The sequence below is a fragment of the Pseudomonas sp. A39 genome (assembly GCF_058145955.1).
In genome coordinates this window covers 24,953-44,325 of the sequence record NZ_JBYVMD010000010.1, presented here as the reverse complement: position 1 = coordinate 44,325, position 19,373 = coordinate 24,953, and the positions used below count along the sequence as shown (strand labels likewise).

General features: G+C 61.7%; 13 protein-coding genes. 12 read left to right on the top strand and 1 reads right to left on the bottom strand.

The genetic code is table 11. The features are described 5' to 3' along the window. The first annotated feature begins 11 nt into the window (after positions 1–11). Both choW and choV read left to right on the top strand, forming a co-directional pair. Positions 12–857: a choline ABC transporter permease subunit gene (gene choW / locus AC3ZU9_RS10280; RefSeq protein WP_015886271.1), complete on the top strand. Its 846-nt coding sequence runs from the start codon at positions 12–14 to the stop codon at positions 855–857. Then, positions 854–2,032: a choline ABC transporter ATP-binding protein gene (gene choV, locus AC3ZU9_RS10275; protein WP_015886272.1), complete on the top strand. Its 1,179-nt coding sequence runs from the start codon at positions 854–856 to the stop codon at positions 2,030–2,032. The genes choW and choV overlap by 4 nt, the downstream gene beginning before the upstream one ends. A 188-nt stretch (positions 2,033–2,220) precedes the next feature. Here choV and AC3ZU9_RS10270 read toward each other — a convergent pair whose 3' ends face one another. Continuing rightward, positions 2,221–4,155 (bottom strand): BCCT family transporter, encoded by a 1,935-nt coding sequence (locus AC3ZU9_RS10270; protein ID WP_490090690.1) that lies wholly within the window; start codon positions 4,153–4,155, stop codon positions 2,221–2,223. Between the two features lie 389 nt (positions 4,156–4,544). Here AC3ZU9_RS10270 and betI point away from each other — a divergent pair, with 389 nt between their 5' ends. From betI to yccS, 10 genes are all read left to right on the top strand, one after another. Continuing rightward, positions 4,545–5,138 (top strand): transcriptional regulator BetI, encoded by a 594-nt coding sequence (gene betI, locus AC3ZU9_RS10265; protein ID WP_015886274.1) that lies wholly within the window; start codon positions 4,545–4,547, stop codon positions 5,136–5,138. A 110-nt stretch (positions 5,139–5,248) separates the two neighbouring features. Then, positions 5,249–6,721, top strand: coding sequence for a betaine-aldehyde dehydrogenase (gene betB, locus AC3ZU9_RS10260; RefSeq protein WP_015886275.1), 1,473 nt, complete (start codon positions 5,249–5,251; stop codon positions 6,719–6,721). Positions 6,722–6,863: 142 nt separating this feature from the next. After that, the gene (gene betA, locus AC3ZU9_RS10255) at positions 6,864–8,567 is read left to right on the top strand and encodes a choline dehydrogenase (protein WP_015886276.1); all 1,704 of its coding nucleotides are present in this window, start codon (positions 6,864–6,866) and stop codon (positions 8,565–8,567) included. A gap of 191 nt (positions 8,568–8,758) precedes the next feature. Next, positions 8,759–10,201: a TldD/PmbA family protein gene (locus AC3ZU9_RS10250; protein ID WP_093542487.1), complete on the top strand. Its 1,443-nt coding sequence runs from the start codon at positions 8,759–8,761 to the stop codon at positions 10,199–10,201. Next, positions 10,201–11,517 (top strand): TldD/PmbA family protein, encoded by a 1,317-nt coding sequence (locus tag AC3ZU9_RS10245; protein WP_015886278.1) that lies wholly within the window; start codon positions 10,201–10,203, stop codon positions 11,515–11,517. Before AC3ZU9_RS10250 ends, AC3ZU9_RS10245 begins: the two co-directional genes overlap by 1 nt. A 225-nt stretch (positions 11,518–11,742) precedes the next feature. Further along, positions 11,743–12,633: an alpha/beta fold hydrolase gene (locus AC3ZU9_RS10240; protein WP_015886279.1), complete on the top strand. Its 891-nt coding sequence runs from the start codon at positions 11,743–11,745 to the stop codon at positions 12,631–12,633. A gap of 36 nt (positions 12,634–12,669) precedes the next feature. Then, complete coding sequence (mdtD, locus tag AC3ZU9_RS10235; RefSeq protein WP_015886280.1) at positions 12,670–14,097, top strand: multidrug transporter subunit MdtD; 1,428 nt, start codon at positions 12,670–12,672, stop codon at positions 14,095–14,097. 130 nt (positions 14,098–14,227) lie between these two features. Continuing rightward, positions 14,228–15,565 carry an ATP-dependent RNA helicase DbpA gene (gene dbpA / locus AC3ZU9_RS10230; RefSeq protein WP_231809651.1) on the top strand — a complete coding sequence of 446 codons (1,338 nt, stop codon included), beginning with the start codon at positions 14,228–14,230 and terminating at the stop codon, positions 15,563–15,565. Positions 15,566–15,764: 199 nt separating this feature from the next. Then, positions 15,765–16,943, top strand: a complete 1,179-nt coding sequence (locus AC3ZU9_RS10225; RefSeq protein ID WP_015886282.1) for a BaiN/RdsA family NAD(P)/FAD-dependent oxidoreductase — start codon at positions 15,765–15,767, stop codon at positions 16,941–16,943. Between the two features lie 226 nt (positions 16,944–17,169). Further along, on the top strand, positions 17,170–19,353 hold the full coding sequence (gene yccS / locus AC3ZU9_RS10220; protein WP_015886283.1) for a YccS family putative transporter: 2,184 nt from the start codon (positions 17,170–17,172) through the stop codon (positions 19,351–19,353). Positions 19,354–19,373: the final 20 nt, after the last annotated feature.

Below are 19,373 nucleotides of genomic sequence, written 5' to 3'. Positions count from 1 at the left end.
CATTCACTACCATGCTGACTGAACAGAAAATCCCACTAGGCCAGTACATCGCTGCCTTCGTCGAATGGTTGACCCAACACGGCGCCAACTACTTCGACGCAATCGCATCGACACTGGAAACGATGATCCACGGCGTGACGTTTGCGCTGACCTGGTTCAATCCGCTGGCATTGATCGGTCTGATTGCGCTGCTGGCTCACTTTATTCAACGTAAATGGGGACTGACTGTTTTTGTCATCGCCTCCTTCCTGCTCATCCTGAACCTGGGGTACTGGCAGGAAACCATGGAGACCCTGGCGCAAGTGCTGTTCGCCACCCTGGTCTGCGTGGTGATCGGTGTGCCGCTGGGCATTGTTGCCGCGCACAAGCCGATGTTCTACACCCTGATGCGGCCGGTGCTCGATCTGATGCAGACCGTACCGACCTTCGTCTACCTCATCCCTACCCTGACCCTCTTCGGGCTGGGTGTGGTGCCTGGGCTGATTTCCACGGTGGTGTTCGCGATTGCCGCGCCGATCCGCCTGACCTACCTGGGTATCCGCGATGTACCGCAAGAGTTGATGGACGCCGGCAAGGCCTTTGGCTGCTCGCGCCGTCAGTTGCTCTCGCGCATTGAACTGCCCCACGCCATGCCGAGCATCGCCGCCGGCATTACCCAATGCATCATGCTGTCGCTGTCGATGGTGGTAATCGCGGCCCTGGTGGGCGCCGATGGCCTCGGCAAGCCGGTGGTCAACGCACTCAACACCGCCGACATTGCCCTGGGCTTTGAAGCAGGCCTGGCGATTGTGTTGCTGGCCATCATGCTCGACCGCATCTGCAAACAACCCGACGCTAAAGTAGGGGGTGATGCATGAGCATTATCCGATTCGACAATGTCGACGTGATCTTCTCCAAAGACCCACGCGAAGCGCTCAAGCTGCTGGACCAGGGCATGAGCCGTAACGAGATCCTGAAAAAGACCGGGCAGATTGTCGGCGTTGAAAAGGCCAGCCTGGACGTTGAGAAAGGCGAAATCTGCGTGCTGATGGGCCTGTCCGGCTCCGGCAAGTCCAGCCTGCTGCGTTGCATCAACGGCCTCAACACCGTGAGCCGTGGCCAGCTGTTCGTGGAGCATGAAGGGCGCCAGATCGACATCGCGTCCTGCACCCCCGCCGAGCTGAAAATGATGCGCACCAAGCGCATCGCCATGGTGTTCCAGAAGTTCGCCCTGATGCCTTGGCTGACCGTGCGCGAGAACATCAGCTTCGGCCTGGAAATGCAGGGTCGTCCGGAGAAAGACCGGCGCAAGCTGGTGGATGAAAAACTCGAGCTGGTGGGCCTGACCCAATGGCGCAACAAGAAGCCGGACGAGCTTTCCGGCGGCATGCAGCAACGCGTCGGCCTGGCCCGCGCCTTGGCGATGGACGCCGACATCCTGCTGATGGACGAACCGTTCTCCGCGCTCGACCCACTGATCCGCCAGGGCCTGCAGGATGAGCTGCTGGAACTGCAGCGCAAGCTGAGCAAGACCATCGTGTTCGTGAGCCACGACCTCGATGAAGCGCTGAAACTCGGCAGCCGTATCGCGATCATGAAAGACGGCAAGATCATCCAGTACAGCGTGCCGGAAGAGATCGTGCTGAACCCGGCGGACGACTATGTGCGCACCTTCGTCGCCCATACCAACCCGCTGAACGTACTGTGCGGCCGCAGCCTGATGCGCACGCTGGACAACTGCAAACGCGTGAACGGTTCGGTGTGCCTCGACCCGGGCGGCGATTCGTGGCTGGACCTGGCCGAAGGCAATACCATCCAGGGCGCGCGGCAGAATGGCGTGGTGATGAATTTGCAGAACTGGGCGCCGGGGCAACCGGTGGAAGGACTGGGCCGGGTGCCGACGCTGGTGGACTCGAATATCGGCATGCGTGATGCGTTGCAGATTCGGTATCACACCGGGAACAAGTTGGTGTTGCATGACAACAACCAAGTGGTGGGAATTCTGGGGGACAGCGAGCTGTACCATGCCCTGCTAGGCAAAAACCTGGGCTGACAAACACTGCACATCTCAATGTAGAAACTGGGTCAATGTGGGAGGGGGCTTGCCCCCGATTGCGGTGTATCAGTAACAGAAGTACTGACTGACACATTGCTATCGGGAGCAAGCCCCCTCCCCCATTTAGTTCTGTTTACACATGTGGACCCGGTGGTGTCAGTGAAGACACCACCCGTCATCACCTATCAGCTATAGACACGGCCAAGGAGCTGCCGATGGCTTTCAAACTGATCGAGCACATCCCGGGTGATCTGTTCCTGGGTGAAGCCCATCAGGTCGTATTCCTGAGGCCCGTTGTGCAAGTAGACCTCGGCCCGGTAATAACGCGTGCGCTCTTCCTCAGGCACATCGCTCGGCGCCGACGAATAAGCATCCAGGCTCACTTCATAAACGAAGGGGTTGCCCTCTTCCATCTCGATGCGCACACCGATGCAACGCTTGGACTTGCCCAACAGCGTCTGCACTTCCAACCCCTGGTCACGCAACGCGACCGCAGCCTCTTCCAGCGCCGGCGTGACGTGCTTGTCCATAAAGCGCTGCACGGTGCCTTGGCTCGGTTGCAGGTCCAGCGCGGTCAAACGCTCGCTGAAACCACGACGCCCGCGTTCGGCCAATTGCGCCTGCTCCTGTTCGATCGCCACATCCTGGCGCATGGCCTTGTGCAAACCGAACATGAAGAAGATCAGCACCACCGAGAACGGCAGCCCCGCCAGCACCACCATGGTTTGCATGGCCTCGAAGTTGCCAGCAAACAGCAAGCCGATGGTCACCAGGGTGATCACCGCCGACCAGAAGATCCGCAGCCAGTGCGGCGCATCTTCGTCCACATTGCCGCCTTTGCACGAAAGGTTGGCCATCATCACCGCACCGGAATCCGCCGGCGTCAGGAACAGCACAAAGCCCACGAAGATCGACACTCCGATGACGATTTTCGACGCTGGGTAGTGCTCAAGCAGTTGGTAGATGGCCATGGACGGCTGTTCCAGCGCCGTCTTGCCCAGCTCTACCGCACCGTGGTTCAGCACCAGGTCCAGCGCCGAGTTACCGAAGATCGACAACCACGCCAGGGTGAAGCCCAGCGGGATCAGCAGCACGCCGGCCACCAGTTCACGCACGGTGCGGCCACGGGAAATACGCGCGATGAACATGCCCACGAATGGCGCCCAGGAAATCCACCAGGCCCAGTAGAACAGGGTCCACAGGCCCATCCAGCGCTCGGTCTTGTCGGCGTCGCCTTCGTACACGTAGAGGTCGAATGTTTTCAGGATGATGCCGTTGAGGTAGTCACCGGTGTTCTGCACCAGACCGTTGAGCAAGTGCAGGGTCGGCCCGAACAGCAGTACGAAGATCAGCAAGCCGCTGAACAGCACGATGTTGAGGTTGGACAGGCGGCGAATACCGTTCTCCACGCCCGACACGGCAGCGATGGTCGCCACGGTGCTCATCACGATGATCACGATCAGCAAGTTGGTGTTGCTGTGCTGCATGCCGAACAGGTTTTCCAACCCGGACGACACTTGCATCGAGCCGATCCCCAGGTTGGTCACCAGGCCGAGCAGGGTCACGAACATGCCGAAGCCATCCACCGCATGGCCGGCCGCGCCTTTCACCCAACGCTCGCCTACCAGCGGGTACAGCGCCGAACGCAGGGCCAGCGGCTGGTTATGGCGGTACGCGAAGTACGCCACGGCCAGGCCGACCAGCGCATAGATCGCCCAGCCGTGCAGGCCCCAGTGCAGGAAGGTCAGTTGCAACGCCTGGCGGGCGGCGCCATTGCTGGCGGCGGCGCCTTCGGGCGGGTTGAAGTAGTGGTCCAGCGGCTCGGAGGCACCGAAGTACAGCAGCGAAATGCCGATGCCCGACGAGAACAACATGCCGGCCCAGGCGCCGTAGCTGAAGTCCGGGGTGTCGTCCTTACTGCCCAGTTTCAACTTGCCGTAGGACGAAAACGCCAGGCCGACCACGAACACCAAGTAGGCGGCGATGACCAACATGTAGTACCAGCCGAAGCTTTTAGACAGCCAGGCCTGAGCGACGCCGAGCGTGCGCCCGGCCTCCTGCGGGGCGATGATCAGGATGGCGGTCAACAACAGAATCAGCGCGGTGGAGGTGTAGAACACCCAACCGTTGACCCGCACCTTTTCCGGCGGGGTCTTTATAAGAGAGGCAGAACTCATGGCGCAGATGCTCCAGGCAGTGCGAGAGAGAAACACAAGGCAACGGTTATCCCGGGACATCGATTTTTCGGCAGTCGACGGACGGGTGTTATAAAGACACCCCGAAAATTCCTGAACCCGCCGAAACGGTGGCCAGGCCCTGATACGGCCTGTTTCAAGGGTTTTTGCAGGTGTCAGATGTCACCGCCCACACGTAGGAAATACCTGTAGGCAGCGACCATTTGTCGCAGAGCTTATTCTTTGTTGATTGAACGTTCAATCAAAACAAAATAGACTGGCCACCAAGTCGACGAACGTTCATCGCCCGTCGCAGGCCTAAGGAGAGGTGCTACATGCCCAAGGTCGGTATGCAACCCATACGCCGCCAGCAGTTGATCGAAGCCACCCTGACGGCCATCGATCAGGTCGGGATGGGCGATGCCAGCATTGCGCTGATCGCCCGTTTGGCCGGTGTCTCGAACGGCATCATCAGTCACTACTTCAAGGACAAGAACGGCCTTATTGCAGCGACGATGCGCTATTTGATGAACGCATTGATCGATAACGTCCACGAACGCCGGCTGGCGCTTACGGACGACAGCCCACGGGCACATCTTCAGGTGATCATCGAGGGCAACTTCGACGCCAGCCAGGTCAACGGACCGGCAATGAAAACCTGGCTGGCCTTCTGGGCCACCAGCATGCATCACCCGTCATTGCACAGGTTGCAGCGGATCAACGATCAACGTCTGTATTCCAACCTGTGCTGCCAGTTCCGCCGAGTGCTGCCGCTGCCGCACGCACGCAAAGCAGCCCGAGGCCTGGCGGCCCTGATCGACGGTTTATGGTTGCGCGGCGCCCTGTCGGGAGACGCTTTCGACACGGCGCAGGCGCAACGGATCGCTTACGAATACATGGATTTCCAATTGGCCAAGCAGGTGAGTTAGAGCACTTATAAACGCTCAACCCCTGAACGTCTGCCGCTCAGTGTTGCCACACCCTCATGGCCCACTTTTCGGCGGGTAACGCCAACCACTTATGCACTTGCGAGGACTTTATGGCCCGTTTCGACCTGCAAAAACTCTACATTGACGGCGGCTACAGCGACGCTGGCAGCGATGCCACCTTCGAAGCCATCAACCCGGCTAACGGTGAAGTTCTCGCCCAAGTGCAACGCGCAACGAAAGAAGACGTTGAACGTGCCGTGGTCAGCGCTGAAAAAGGCCAGAAAATCTGGGCCGCCATGACCGCCATGGAGCGTTCGCGCATCCTGCGCCGTGCCGTCGACATCCTGCGCGAGCGCAACGACGAACTGGCCGCCCTGGAAACCCTGGACACCGGTAAAGCCTTCTCCGAAACCCAATACGTCGACGTCGTCACCGGCGCCGATGTCCTGGAATACTACGCAGGCCTGGTACCGGCCATCGAAGGCGAGCAGATCCCACTGCGCGACACGTCTTTCGTCTACACACGCCGCGAGCCGTTGGGCGTGGTCGCCGGTATCGGCGCGTGGAACTACCCGATCCAGATCGCCCTGTGGAAATCCGCACCGGCCCTGGCCGCCGGTAACGCGATGATCTTCAAGCCCAGCGAAGTCACCTCGCTGACCACCCTGAAACTGGCCGAGATCTACACCGAAGCCGGCGTTCCGGCTGGCGTGTTCAACGTGCTGACCGGCAGCGGCCGTGAAGTCGGCACCTGGCTGACCGAGCACCCGCGCATCGAGAAAGTCTCGTTCACCGGCGGCACCGACACCGGCAAGAAAGTCATGGCCAGCGCTTCCAGCTCCTCGCTGAAAGAAGTGACCATGGAACTGGGCGGCAAGTCGCCGCTGATCGTGTTCGAAGACGCCGACCTGGATCGTGCCGCCGACATCGCGATGATGGCCAACTTCTACAGCTCCGGCCAAGTCTGCACCAACGGCACCCGTGTGTTCGTGCCTAAGCACTTGCAGGCGGCTTTCGAAGCCAAGATCGTTGAGCGTGTTGCCCGTATCCGCGTTGGCGACCCGCAAGACGAAAACACCAACTTCGGCCCGCTGGTCAGCTTCGCCCACATGGAAAGCGTGCTGGGCTACATCGCCAAAGGTAAAGAACAAGGCGCACGCCTGCTGTGCGGCGGCGACCGCCTGACCGACGGCGACTTCGCCAAAGGCGCCTACGTGGCCCCAACGGTGTTCACCGACTGCACCGACGAGATGACCATCGTCCGTGAAGAAATCTTCGGCCCAGTGATGAGCATCCTCACTTACGAGACCGAAGAAGAAGTGATCCGCCGCGCCAACGACACCGACTTCGGCTTGGCTGCCGGCCTGGTAACCAAGGACCTGAACCGCGCCCACCGCGTGATTCATCAGTTGGAAGCGGGCATCTGCTGGATCAACGCCTGGGGCGAGTCCGACGCGAAGATGCCGGTCGGCGGCTACAAGCAATCGGGTGTTGGCCGTGAGAACGGCATCAGCTCGCTGAACAACTTCACCCGCATCAAATCGGTACAGGTTGAGCTGGGCGACTACGCCTCGGTGTTCTAAGACTCGAGATTTGTATCGCCTTTGAGGCCGCCATCGGGGGCAAGCCCCCTCCCACCTTTGACTGTGTAAACCCGATCAAATGTGGGAGGGGGCTTGCTCCCGATGAGGCCCGACCTGACCACACTTCAAAGAGGGTGCATTTATGTCCCAAGAATACGATTACATCATTGTGGGTGCCGGCTCCGCCGGTAACACCCTGGCGACCCGTCTGACCGAAGACGAAGGCGTCACCGTCCTGCTGCTGGAAGCCGGCGGCCCCGACTACCGTCTCGACTTCCGTACCCAGATGCCCGCTGCCCTGGCCTTCCCGCTGCAGGGCCGCCGCTACAACTGGGCCTACGAGACCGATCCAGAGCCCCACATGGACGGCCGCCGGATGGAATGCGGTCGCGGCAAGGGCCTGGGTGGCTCTTCCCTGATCAACGGCATGTGCTACATCCGTGGCAACGCCATGGACTACGACAACTGGGCAAAACTTCCAGGGCTGGAAAACTGGACGTACCTGGACTGCCTGCCCTATTTCAGAAAAGCTGAAACCCGCGACATCGGCCCGAACGACTACCACGGTGGCGAAGGCCCGGTCAGCGTGACCACGCCAAAAGCCGGCAACAACCCGCTGTTCCACGCCATGGTCGAAGCCGGCGTGCAGGCCGGTTACCCGCGCACCGACGACCTGAACGGCTACCAGCAAGAAGGCTTCGGCCCGATGGACCGTACCGTGACCAAAAATGGCCGTCGCGCCAGCACCGCACGCGGTTACCTCGACACGGCGAAGAAGCGCTCGACCCTGACCATCGTCACCCACGCCCTCACGGACAAAGTGTTGTTCGAAGGCAAGCGTGCCGTTGGCGTGCGTTACCTGATCGGCGCCGCCGAAGAGCGCGTTGAAGCCCGCGCCCGCAAAGAAGTGCTGGTGTGCAGCGGCGCGATCGCCTCGCCGCAACTGCTGCAACGCTCCGGCGTCGGCCCGGCCAAATTGCTGGAAAGTCTCGACATCCCCGTGGTCCACGACCTGCCGGGCGTCGGCGAGAACCTGCAGGACCACCTTGAGCTGTACCTGCAATACGCCTGCACCCAACCGGTGTCGCTGTACCCCTCGCTGCTCTGGTACAACCAGCCGGCGATCGGTGCCGAGTGGCTGTTCAACGGCACCGGCATCGGCGCCAGCAACCAGTTCGAAGCCGGTGGTTTCATCCGCTCGCGTCCGGAATTCGATTGGCCGAACATCCAGTACCACTTCCTGCCGGTGGCGATTAACTACAACGGCAGCAACGGTGTGAAAGAGCACGGTTTCCAGGCGCACATGGGCTCCATGCGTTCACCAAGCCGTGGCCGCGTGCAACTGAAGTCGAAGAACCCACGGGACTACCCGAGCATCCTCTTCAACTACATGGCCACTGAGCAAGACTGGCAAGAATTCCGCGATGGCATCCGCCTGACCCGTGAAATCATGCAGCAGCCGGCGCTGGACCCGTACCGTGGTCGCGAAATCAGCCCTGGTATTGACGTGCAAACCGATGAGCAACTCGACAAGTTCATCCGCGAACACGCCGAAACCGCGTTCCACCCGTCCTGCTCGTGCAAGATGGGCACCGACGAGATGGCGGTTGTCGACGGTGAAGGCCGCGTGCATGGCATGCAGGGTCTGCGTGTGGTCGATGCGTCGATCATGCCGATCATTACCACCGGCAACCTGAACGCGCCGACGATCATGATCGCCGAGAAAATCGCCGACAAGATCCGCGGCCGCCAGCCTCTGCCGCGCAGCACCGCCGACTACTACGTGGCCGGCGATGCGCCAGTGCGTGGCAAGCCGCTGCGTGAAGTGGGCCCTACCGCACAGTAACTGATGCACCTTTGTAGTGAGCGGGCTTGCCCCGCGCTGGGCTGCGCAACGGCCCCAACATCTTGGGAGCGCTTCGCACTCCAGCGCGGGGCAAGCCCGCTCACTACAATGATCCGCTTTCCTTGATCAGCTTCCAGCCCAGGCCTACTCTGTTTGCCTGCCCGCGCTGAGCCGCCCACAAGGAAGGCCCCATGTTCGACCACCACGCCACACTCAAAAAGCACTTCAGTGCCCTGCGCACCCGCGCCGAATTTTTCTCGCTGCGTTATGTACGCGAATCCGGCCACTACCTGGCCGTACGCAAGAACGTCGCCGAACCGCCACACCTGAACCACGACGAGGGCGCCATGCTCACGGTGCGTGTCAACGGGGTGGAAGCCTACGCCGCGACCCACGACATTTCCCTCTCCGGCCTGCAAGCCGCCCTTGAGCGTGCCGAACAGCAAGCCCGGTTGATCAAGCCCCACGCCCTGCTCGACCTGCGCGACCAACACGTCTCCAGTGACGTCGCGGACTACCTGTCACCCGACCTCGACCAACCCTTTCCGTCCCTGAGCGATTGCTACCAACTGCTGGGGAGCGAGTCGGCCGCCGTCCCCCAGGACGAACGCCTGGTGAACTGGGAAGTCAGCCTTGGCCTGACCCACGTCGAGCAGATTTACCTCAACAACGCAGGCGCCGAACTGCGCCAAGCCCAGCGCTTTGTATTCCCCGGCGTCAACGTCACGGCCTATGACGGCAACGACAGCCAGTCGCGCACGCTCGGCGGCAGCAACTTCGGCCAGCAAGGTGGCTTCGACGTGATCAGCCGCTTCGGCCTGATCGGCGCCGCGCCGCGTATCGCCGACGAAGCCCTGCAACTGCTGCTGGCACCCAACACGCCACAGGGCCCGCGCGACCTGCTGCTGATGCCCGACCAGATGATCCTGCAGATCCACGAATCCATCGGCCATCCGCTGGAACTCGACCGCATCCTCGGCGATGAGCGCAATTACGCCGGCACCAGTTTCGTCAAGGCCAGCGACTTCGGCCACCTGCAATATGGCTCAACGCTGCTCAACGTGACCTTCGACCCGGACATCCCCGAACAACTCGCCAGCTACAGCCATGACGACGACGGCACCCGCGCCAGCAAACAGTTCCTGATCCGCGAAGGGCTGCTGCTCAAACCGCTGGGTGGAGCGTTGTCGCAGTTCCGCGCCGGCATGGGTGGCGTCGCCAACAGTCGCGCGTGCAGCTGGAACCGCCCGCCGATCGACCGCATGGCCAACCTGAATATCGAACCCGGCGACCAGAGCCTGGCGCAACTGATCGGCGGCATCGAGCACGGTATCTTGATGTCGACCAACCGCTCCTGGTCCATCGACGACGCGCGCAACAAATTCCAGTTCGGCTGCGAATGGGGCCAACTGATCGAAAACGGCGAACTCAAAGGCGTGGTGAAAAACCCCAACTACCGGGCCATTTCCGCGCAGTTCTGGCGCAAGCTCAGCGCCGTCGGCGACGCCAGCACGTTCAAGGTCCTGGGGACGCCGAACTGCGGCAAGGGCGAACCCAACCAGGTGATCCGCGTGGGCCATGCCTCGCCTGCCTGTGTATTCAGTGATGTCGATGTATTTGGGGGAGATGCCTGATGAACAACTTCAAGGCACTGGTGGATTGGCTCAAGCACGCCATCACCGACGGTGAACGCTTCCATCTGGGCTACGCGGATGAGTCGTCCGAGTTCGTGCGTTTCAACCATGCGCACGTGCGTCAGGCCGGGCAGGTGCAACAGGCCAGCCTCACGCTGAAACTGATCAACGACGGCCGTCACGCCGACCTGGGTATCACCCTGGGCGGCCAACCGGAAGTCGACCGCCAACGCCTCGCCGAGGGCCTGCAACAGTTGCGCGAAACCTTGCCGCTGCTGCCGCAGGACCCGTACCTGCTGCTGAACCATAACGCCTGGCAAAGCCATAACGAACAGGCCCGCCCCCTGCCCGACCTGGCCCTGGTGTTGGAAGACATCAGCCGCGCCGCGCAAGGCGTGGACTTGGTCGGTTTCTACGCCGCCGGGCCGATCAGCCGTGGTTTTGCCAGCTCCGACGGCGCCTTTGGCTGGCATCAGGCGAACAGCTTCAACTTCGACTTCAGCCTGTTCCATGCCAATGGCGAGGCCGTTAAAGCCAGCTACGCCGGTGACCAATGGGACAGTGCCGAATTCGCCCGTCGCTTCCAACTCGCCCGTGAACAGCTGGAATTCCTTGGCCGCCCGCTGCACAAACTGGCACCGGGGCAATACCGCGCCTACCTCGCGCCGGCGGCACTGGAAGAAATCATCAGCATCATCACCTGGGGTGGGTTTTCCGCCCAGGCCATCGCCAGCAAAGGCAGCTCGCTGCAAAAACTGTATGCCGGTGAACAGTCCCTGAGCCCGTTGGTGACGGTGAAAGAGCAGATCAGCGGCTCATTGAGCCAGGCGTTTTCCACCGAAGGCTACCCACGGGGCGATGTCACGCTGATCAGCGCCGGCAAAGCCGACGGCCAATTGGTGAACTCACGCAGCGCCGCCGAATACGGCCTCAGCGCCAACGGCGCCAGCCGTGATGAATCGCCCAGCGCCCTGCAAATAGCGGCGGGCAACCTGGCCCAGGCCGACATCCTCAAACAGTTGGGCACCGGGCTGTACATCAGCAACCTGTGGTACCTGAACTACTCCGACCTCCCGGCGGCGCGTCTTACCGGCATGACACGCTTCGCCACCTTCTGGGTGGAAGACGGCGAGATCAAAGCGCCGGTCAGCACCATGCGCTTTGATGACAGCGTCTACCAACTGCTGGGGTCGCAGTTGGAAGCGCTGACAGCGGATCGGGAACTGCTGCTGTCGGCCAGTACTTACAGCCAGCGCAACACGGCCTCCAACCTGCTGCCGGGCGCCCTGGTCAAACGCCTGACCCTCACCCTTTAAACACAGCAGGTCCCTGTGGGAGGGGGCAAGCCCTCCCACATTGTTCCGTGCTGGGTTCATACACCTTCGCTTTACACTTTCCTACGGTCAATTCTCGTCTGCCCAGTCTGCACGGGGCAGCCTGTTGTCGCCTGCAAAAAACCTCGTTATAACGGTTGGTGGCACCCCGCCACTCCCCCCACGAGAGCACGACCTTGCCCGGGAAGGGCAAGCTGGAGCGTTGACATGAACCATGGAAGTTTTGTCATTGAAAAGCTGTTCAAGCACTACAACGTTCATGTTGAGCAGCTGGGAAACAATCCGCAAAGAAAGACCGTGCTGATGGTCAATGGCGCGCTGTCCACCACACGCTCCTTTGCCCGCACCAGCAAATGCCTGGCCGAGCATTTCAATGTCTTGCTGTTCGACCTGCCGTTCTCCGGCTATTCCCGCGAACACAACACTGACCTGGACCTGGTCACGAAGGACGACGAAGTGCAAATCCTGCGCGCCCTGGTGGAGCGCTTCCAGGTCAACCATCTGGTGTCGGCGTCGTGGGGCGGTATCTCGACCCTGCTGACCCTGGCGCATAACCCGCCTTCCATTGAAAGCTCGGTGGTGATGGCCCTGGCGCCCAACCTCAATCAGGCGATGCTCGACTATGTGGAGCGCGTACGCGTGCTGATCGAGGCGGATGACAAATCCGCCGTCGGCCACTTGCTCAACGAGACCGTGGGCAAATACCTGTCATCCCGGCTCAAGCGCAACAACCATCGGCACCTGTCGACCATGGCCACCACCGAATACCGCCAGGCGCGTTTTCATATCCACCAAGTGCTGGCCTTGGGCGATGGCAACTACCTCCCGGCACTCAAGCAGATTGAAACACCGGTGCACTTTCTCAACGGTGCACTGGACGAATACACCCCGGCCGCCGAGGCAAAGGTGTTCCAGCAATACGTCGGGCGCAGCAGCTTTGCCGTGGCCGAACATACCGGCCACTTGCTCGACCTGGAGTCCCGCGAGGCCGCGCTGGCGGTACACCGGGCGCTGTTGGATTTCCTGGTGGGTGAGCACGCCGCGTTGTCGGATTTAGACGAATCGCCAGTGGGAAAAGGAGCGACGGATGGCGCATAATCGCCAACACATAGCCTGCTAACAAAAAGGTTTTCCATGCCGAATCGCGTCCCGCTCGATGCCAAGACCGCCCGCTGGCTCCCCTGGGTGGTCGCGATTGCCTTCTTCATGCAGTCGCTGGACGGGACGATCCTCAACACGGCATTGCCGGCCATGGCCCGGGACCTCGCGGAAAACCCGCTGCGCATGCAAGGGGTGGTGATCGCGTACATGCTCACCGTCGCCTTGCTGATCCCGGCCTCGGGCTGGATCGCCGACCGCTTCGGCACCAAGAAAATCTTCTTTGGCGCAATCATGCTGTTCAGCATTGGCTCGCTGCTGTGCGCCTTGTCCAGCAGCTTGACCATGCTGGTGGGCGCACGGGTGATCCAAGGGTTGGGCGGCGCGCTGATGCTGCCGGTGGGGCGACTGGTGGTGCTGCGTGCCTACCCCCGCTCCGAGCTGGTGCGCATCATGGGGTTCATTACCATCCCCGGCCTGCTCGGCCCGTTGCTGGGCCCGACGATGGGCGGCTGGATGGTGCAATACCTGACCTGGCACTGGATCTTCCTGATCAACCTGCCGGTGGGCATGGTCGGTTGTTATGCCGTGTGGAAACTGATCCCCGACCTGCGGGGCAGTGAACGCACGCGCTTCGACGGTATCGGTTTTCTGTTGTTTGGCGCGGCGATGGTGCTGATCACCATCGCCATGGAAGGCCTGGGCGAACTGCACCTGCCGCACCTGCGGGTGATGTTGCTGCTGTTCGGTGGCCTGGCGTGCCTGGCGGCGTATTGGCTGCGCGCCGGGCATATCGACAACCCGTTGTTTTCGCCGGTGCTGTTCAAGACGCGCACCTTCGCCGTGGGCATTCTGGGTAACCTGTTCGCGCGCCTGGGCAGCGGCGCGCTGCCGTTCCTGGTGCCGCTGCTGTTGCAGGTCGCGCTGGGTTACTCGCCGTCCGAAGCGGGCATGAGCATGTTGCCCCTGGCAGCGGCGGCGATGTTTGCCAAATCCATCGCCCGCACGCTGATCGAACGCCTCGGCTACCGCATCGTGCTCACCGGCAACACCCTGGCGCTGGGCATCATGCTCGCCAGCATGGGCCTGGTCAGCGAGCACACGCCCTACCCGCTGCTGTTGTGCATGCTGGCGGTACTGGGGGCGATCAACTCCCTGCAATTTACCGCGATGAACACCGTCACCCTGATCGACCTCGATGATGCTCAGGCCAGCAGCGGCAACAGTTTGCTCTCGGTGGTGGCGCAATTGTCGCTGAGCCTCGGGGTGGCGTGCGCCGGTGCACTGCTGGGCGGATTTACCGCCGAAACGGGCAATGACGGGGTAGAAAGCGTGCTTGGCGCGTTCCAGTTAACCTTCCTCACAGTAGGCATCATGGCGATGCTGGCGGCGGCGATCTTCCTGCAACTGTCGCCAAAAGACGGCAAACGTGTGGTCAGCCGTGAGCACGACATTGAGCACTGACAGGCTTCTCGTCTAGAACTTGCAGGGAAATTCCCACGAGACTGGTACACTGCGCGACATTTTGTTTTGCAGAGCCAGTCCCGTGACTACCATCGCCACCGCTTTTAATACTTTGCCCCTGTCCGCCGCCATGCTGGCTAACCTCGACTCGCTGGGTTATGTCGAGATGACGCAGATCCAGGCGCAAAGCTTGCCGGTGATCCTCAAAGGGCTGGACCTGATTGCGCAGGCCAAGACCGGCAGCGGCAAGACCGCTGCGTTCGGCATCGGCCTGTTGAACCCGATCAACCCGCGCTACTTCGGCTGCCAGGCCCTGGTCATGTGCCCGACCCGTGAGCTGGCCGACCAGGTCGCCAAGGAAATCCGTCGCCTGGCCCGCGCCGAAGACAACATCAAGGTGCTGACCCTGTGCGGCGGCGTGTCCCTCGGCCCGCAGATCGCCTCCCTGGAACACGGCGCCCACGTCATCGTCGGCACGCCGGGCCGTATCCAGCAGCACCTGCGCAAGGGTTCGCTGGTGCTGGATGGCCTGAACACGCTGATCCTCGACGAAGCCGACCGCATGCTCGACATGGGCTTCTACGACGCCATCGAAGACATCATCAGCAAGACCCCGCCGCGCCGCCAGACCCTGCTGTTCTCGGCCACCTACCCGGTGAGCATCAAACAGCTGGCCTCGAAGTTCATGCGCGCGCCGCAGCAAGTGAAGGCCGAAGCGTTCCACTCCGATGACCAGATCGAGCAGCGTTTCTATGAGATCTCGCCGGAAGAGCGCATGGAAGCCGTGACCAAGGTCCTGGCGCACTTCCGCCCGGCCTCCTGCGTCGCCTTCTGCTTCACCAAGCAGCAAGTGCAGGAAACCGTGGATCACCTGACCGCCAAGGGTATTTCCGCCGTCGGCCTGCATGGTGACCTGGAACAGCGCGACCGTGACCAGGTACTGGCGATGTTCGCCAACCGCAGCACGTCCGTGCTGGTGGCCACCGACGTCGCCGCCCGTGGCTTGGACATCGACTCGCTGGACATGGTGATCAACGTCGAACTGGCCCGCGATTCGGAAATCCACATCCACCGCGTCGGCCGTACCGGTCGCGCCGGTGAGACCGGGATTGCCATCAGCCTGGTCGCCCCGTCCGAAGCACACCGCGCCCAGGCCATCGAGCAACTGCAGAAGTCGCCGCTGAACTGGGACCAACTGGACAACCTCAAGCCGCAAAGCGGTGGCCCGCTGCTGCCACAGATGAGCACCTTGTGCATCGCTGCCGGGCGTAAAGACAAGGTTCGTCCGGGCGATATCCTCGGCGCCCTGACCGGTGAAGCCGGTATCCCCGGTGCCCAGGTCGGCAAGATCGCGATCTTTGACTTCCAGGCGTTCGTGGCCGTGGAACGTGGGATCGCCAAGCAGGCGTTGCAGCGCTTGAACGACGGCAAGATCAAAGGCCGGTCGTTGCGCGTGCGGATCCTGTAACACGATCTCCGATTCAATGGAGATCTAATGTGGGGGCTGGCTTGCTGTGGTGAGCGGGCTTGCCCCGCGCTGGGTTGCGAAGCAGCCCCAAAAGCTTGGGAGCGCTACGCACTCCAGCGCGGGGCAAGCCCGCTCACCACAACAGCCCCCTCCCACATTTGACTGTATTTCAAATTAGAACGTGTATGAGGACATTGCAGTGCGCTCGACCGAAGTTGTGATCATTGGCGCCGGCGCCGCAGGCTTGATGTGTGCACTGACCGCCGCCGGGCGTGGGCGCAAGGTGATGTTGATCGACCATGCGAACAAGGCCGGCAAGAAGATCCTGATGTCCGGCGGTGGCCGCTGCAATTTCACTAACATGTACACCGAGCCGGCCAATTTCCTTTCGCACAACGAACACTTCTGTAAATCCGCCCTGGCCCGCTACACCCAGTGGGATTTCATCGGGCTGGTGGCCAAGCACGGCGTGCCGTACCACGAGAAGAAGCTCGGCCAGCTGTTCTGCGATAACAAATCCAGCGACATTCTCGGCATGCTGCTCGATGAATGCATTCAGGTCGGTGTGAGCATGCACCTGGACACGTCGGTCCAGGAGATTGCCAAGCTGGACGCCGGTTATCAGTTGCAAACCACCTTGGGTGAACTGCGCTGCGAATCCCTGGTGATCGCCACGGGCGGCCTGTCGATTCCGACCCTGGGCGCCACCGGCTTTGGTTACCAGGTGGCCAAGCAATTCGGCCATGAACTGCTACCGACCCGCGCCGGGCTGGTACCGTTCACCATCACTGACCAGCTCAAGGACCTGTGCGGCGAGCTGTCCGGTACGTCGGTGGATTGTCTGGTGAGCTGCAACGGCCAGAGCTTTCGCGAGAACATCCTGTTTACCCACCGTGGCCTGAGCGGGCCGGCGATCTTGCAGATATCCTCGTACTGGGAACCCGGCGACACCGTGGAGATCAACCTGCTGCCCGACCATGACGCTCACACCTGGCTGCAACAGCAACAGGCCGAGCGTCCGAACAGCGAGCTGAAAACCCTGCTGGGTGAGATCTTCACCAAGAAAATGGCCAACCTGCTGGCGGACAGCTGGTTTGTGTCCAAGCCGATGAAGCAGTACACCCACGCTGAAATCGCCGACATCGCGCAGAAACTCGGCAACTGGCAACTGGTGCCGGCGGGCACCGAGGGCTATCGCACCGCCGAGGTGACCCTGGGTGGCGTGGACACGCGGGAAGTGTCGTCCAAGACCATGGAATCGCTGAAAAGCCCGGGGTTGTACTTTATCGGTGAAGTGCTGGATGTGACCGGCCACCTGGGCGGGTTCAACTTCCAGTGGGCGTGGGCGTCGGGCTACGCAGCCGCGCAATACGCCTGACTGAAAGATGCACTCGGTCGAAATGTGGGAGGGGGCTTGCCCCCGATTGCGGTGTATCAGTAACAGATGTACTGACTGACACACTGCTATCGGGGGCAAGCCCCCTCCCACATTTGGTTTAGGGTGTGTCTGGGAGATATTTTGCGAATTGATGTGATCGCCACGCTTGCCGTGGCGTCCTTGATAGCTCAATTTAACGGCATCGTCCCGGAAGACTCCAGCCTTCATGTCATCGACCTCGTTCAAGCAGTCCATGCGGCGCCTGTGGGCGCTGGATAAATTCAGCTACAGCATTCGGGTATTCATCGCCCTCACCGGCAGCATGGCGCTGTGCTGGTACCAAGATGAAATGACGCTGCTGATCCCACTGTTCCTGGGGATTATCGCCAGCGCCCTGGCCGAGACCGATGACAGCTGGCAAGGTCGCCTCAACGCCCTGGCAGTCACGCTGGTGTGTTTCAGCATCGCCGCACTGTCGGTGGAGCTGCTGTTCCCTTATCCCTGGATCTTCGCGATCTCCCTGGCCCTGGCCACCTTCTGCCTGACCATGCTCGGCGCCTTGGGCGAACGCTATGGCGCGATTGCCTCGGCGACGCTGATTCTGTCGGTGTACACCATGATCGGCGTGGACCAGCGCGGTGGCGCGGTCTCCGATTTCTGGCATGAACCGCTGCTGCTGGTGGCCGGTGCCGCCTGGTACGGCGTGCTGTCGGTGCTGTGGCAGGCGCTGTTTTCCAACCAGCCGGTGCAACAGAGCCTGGCGCGGTTGTTTCGCGAATTGGGGCGTTACCTCAAGCTCAAGTCGTCGTTGTTCGAACCGATCCGCCAACTGGATGTGGAAGCGCGGCGCCTGGAACTGGCGCAGCAGAACGGCCGGGTGGTGGCGGCGCTCAACGCGGCGAAGGAAATTATCCTGCACCGCGTAGGCAATGGTCGCCCCGGCTCGAAAGTCAGCCGCTACCTGAAGCTGTATTTCCTCGCCCAGGACATCCACGAACGCGCCAGCTCGTCCCACTACCCCTACAACGCGCTGGCCGAGGCCTTCTTCCACAGCGACGTGCTGTTCCGTTGCCAGCGCCTCTTGCGCCAGCAGGGCAAGGCCTGCCAGGCCCTGGCCGAATCGATTCAATTGCGCCAGCCGTTCATCTATGACGACAGCTTCGCCGAAGCCCTCGGCGACCTGAACGCGTCCCTGGAACACCTGCGCATCCAGAGCAACCCGGCCTGGCGCGGCCTGCTGCGCTCGTTGCGTGCCCTCGCGGCCAACCTGTCCACGCTGGATCGCCTGCTGGGCGACGCCAGCAACCCCGACAGCCTGGCGGACGCCACCGACAGCAACCTGCTGGACCGCGCCCCGCGCAACCTCAAGGAAATGTGGACGCGCCTGCGCACGCAGATGACGCCGACCTCGCTGCTGTTCCGCCATGCGCTGCGCCTGTCGCTGGCGCTGACCGTCGGCTACGGCATGCTGCATGCGATCCACGCCTCCCAAGGCTACTGGATCATCCTCACTACGCTGTTCGTGTGCCAACCGAACTACGGTGCTACCCGGCGCAAGCTCGGCCAGCGGATCATCGGCACCGCCATCGGCCTCACCGTGGCCTGGGCGCTGTTCGACCTGTTCCCGAGCCCCCTGGTGCAGTCGATGTTCGCCATCGCCGCCGGCCTGGTGTTCTTTATCAACCGCACCACCCGCTACACCCTGGCCACCGCCGCCATCACCTTGATGGTGCTGTTCTGCTTCAACCAGGTCGGCGATGGCTATGGGCTGTTCCTGCCACGCCTGTTCGATACCTTGCTCGGCAGCTTGATTGCGGGCCTGGCGGTGTTCCTGTTCCTGCCGGACTGGCAAGGCCGGCGCCTGAACAAAGTGCTGGCCAACACCCTGACCTGCAACAGCATCTACCTGCGCCAGATCATGCAGCAATACGCCGCCGGCAAGAGCGACGACCTGGCCTACCGCCTGGCCCGGCGCAACGCACACAACGCCGATGCGGCGCTGTCCACCACCTTGGCGAACATGTTGATGGAGCCAGGGCACTTCCGGAAGGAGGCGGACGTAGGCTTCCGTTTCCTGGTGCTGTCGCACACATTGCTCAGCTACTTGTCAGGGTTGGGTGCGCATCGGGAAACCCAACTGCCGGCCGAGGTGCGTGAGCACTTGATCGAAGGCGCCGGTAATACCTTGGCGGCGAGCATCGATGACATCGCCAGCGGGCTGGCCAACAAGCAGCCGATTGCGATTCAGAGCGATGCCGAGGAAGCACTGGCGGCGGACCTGGAGCAGATGCCGGATGAGATTGATGAAGGGCAACGGTTGGTGCAGACGCAACTGGCGTTGATTTGTCGCCAGTTGGGGCCGTTGCGCACGCTGGCAGCGCATTTGATCAAGGACACCCGCGCAGCTTAGAGCGCTATCGGGAGCAAGCC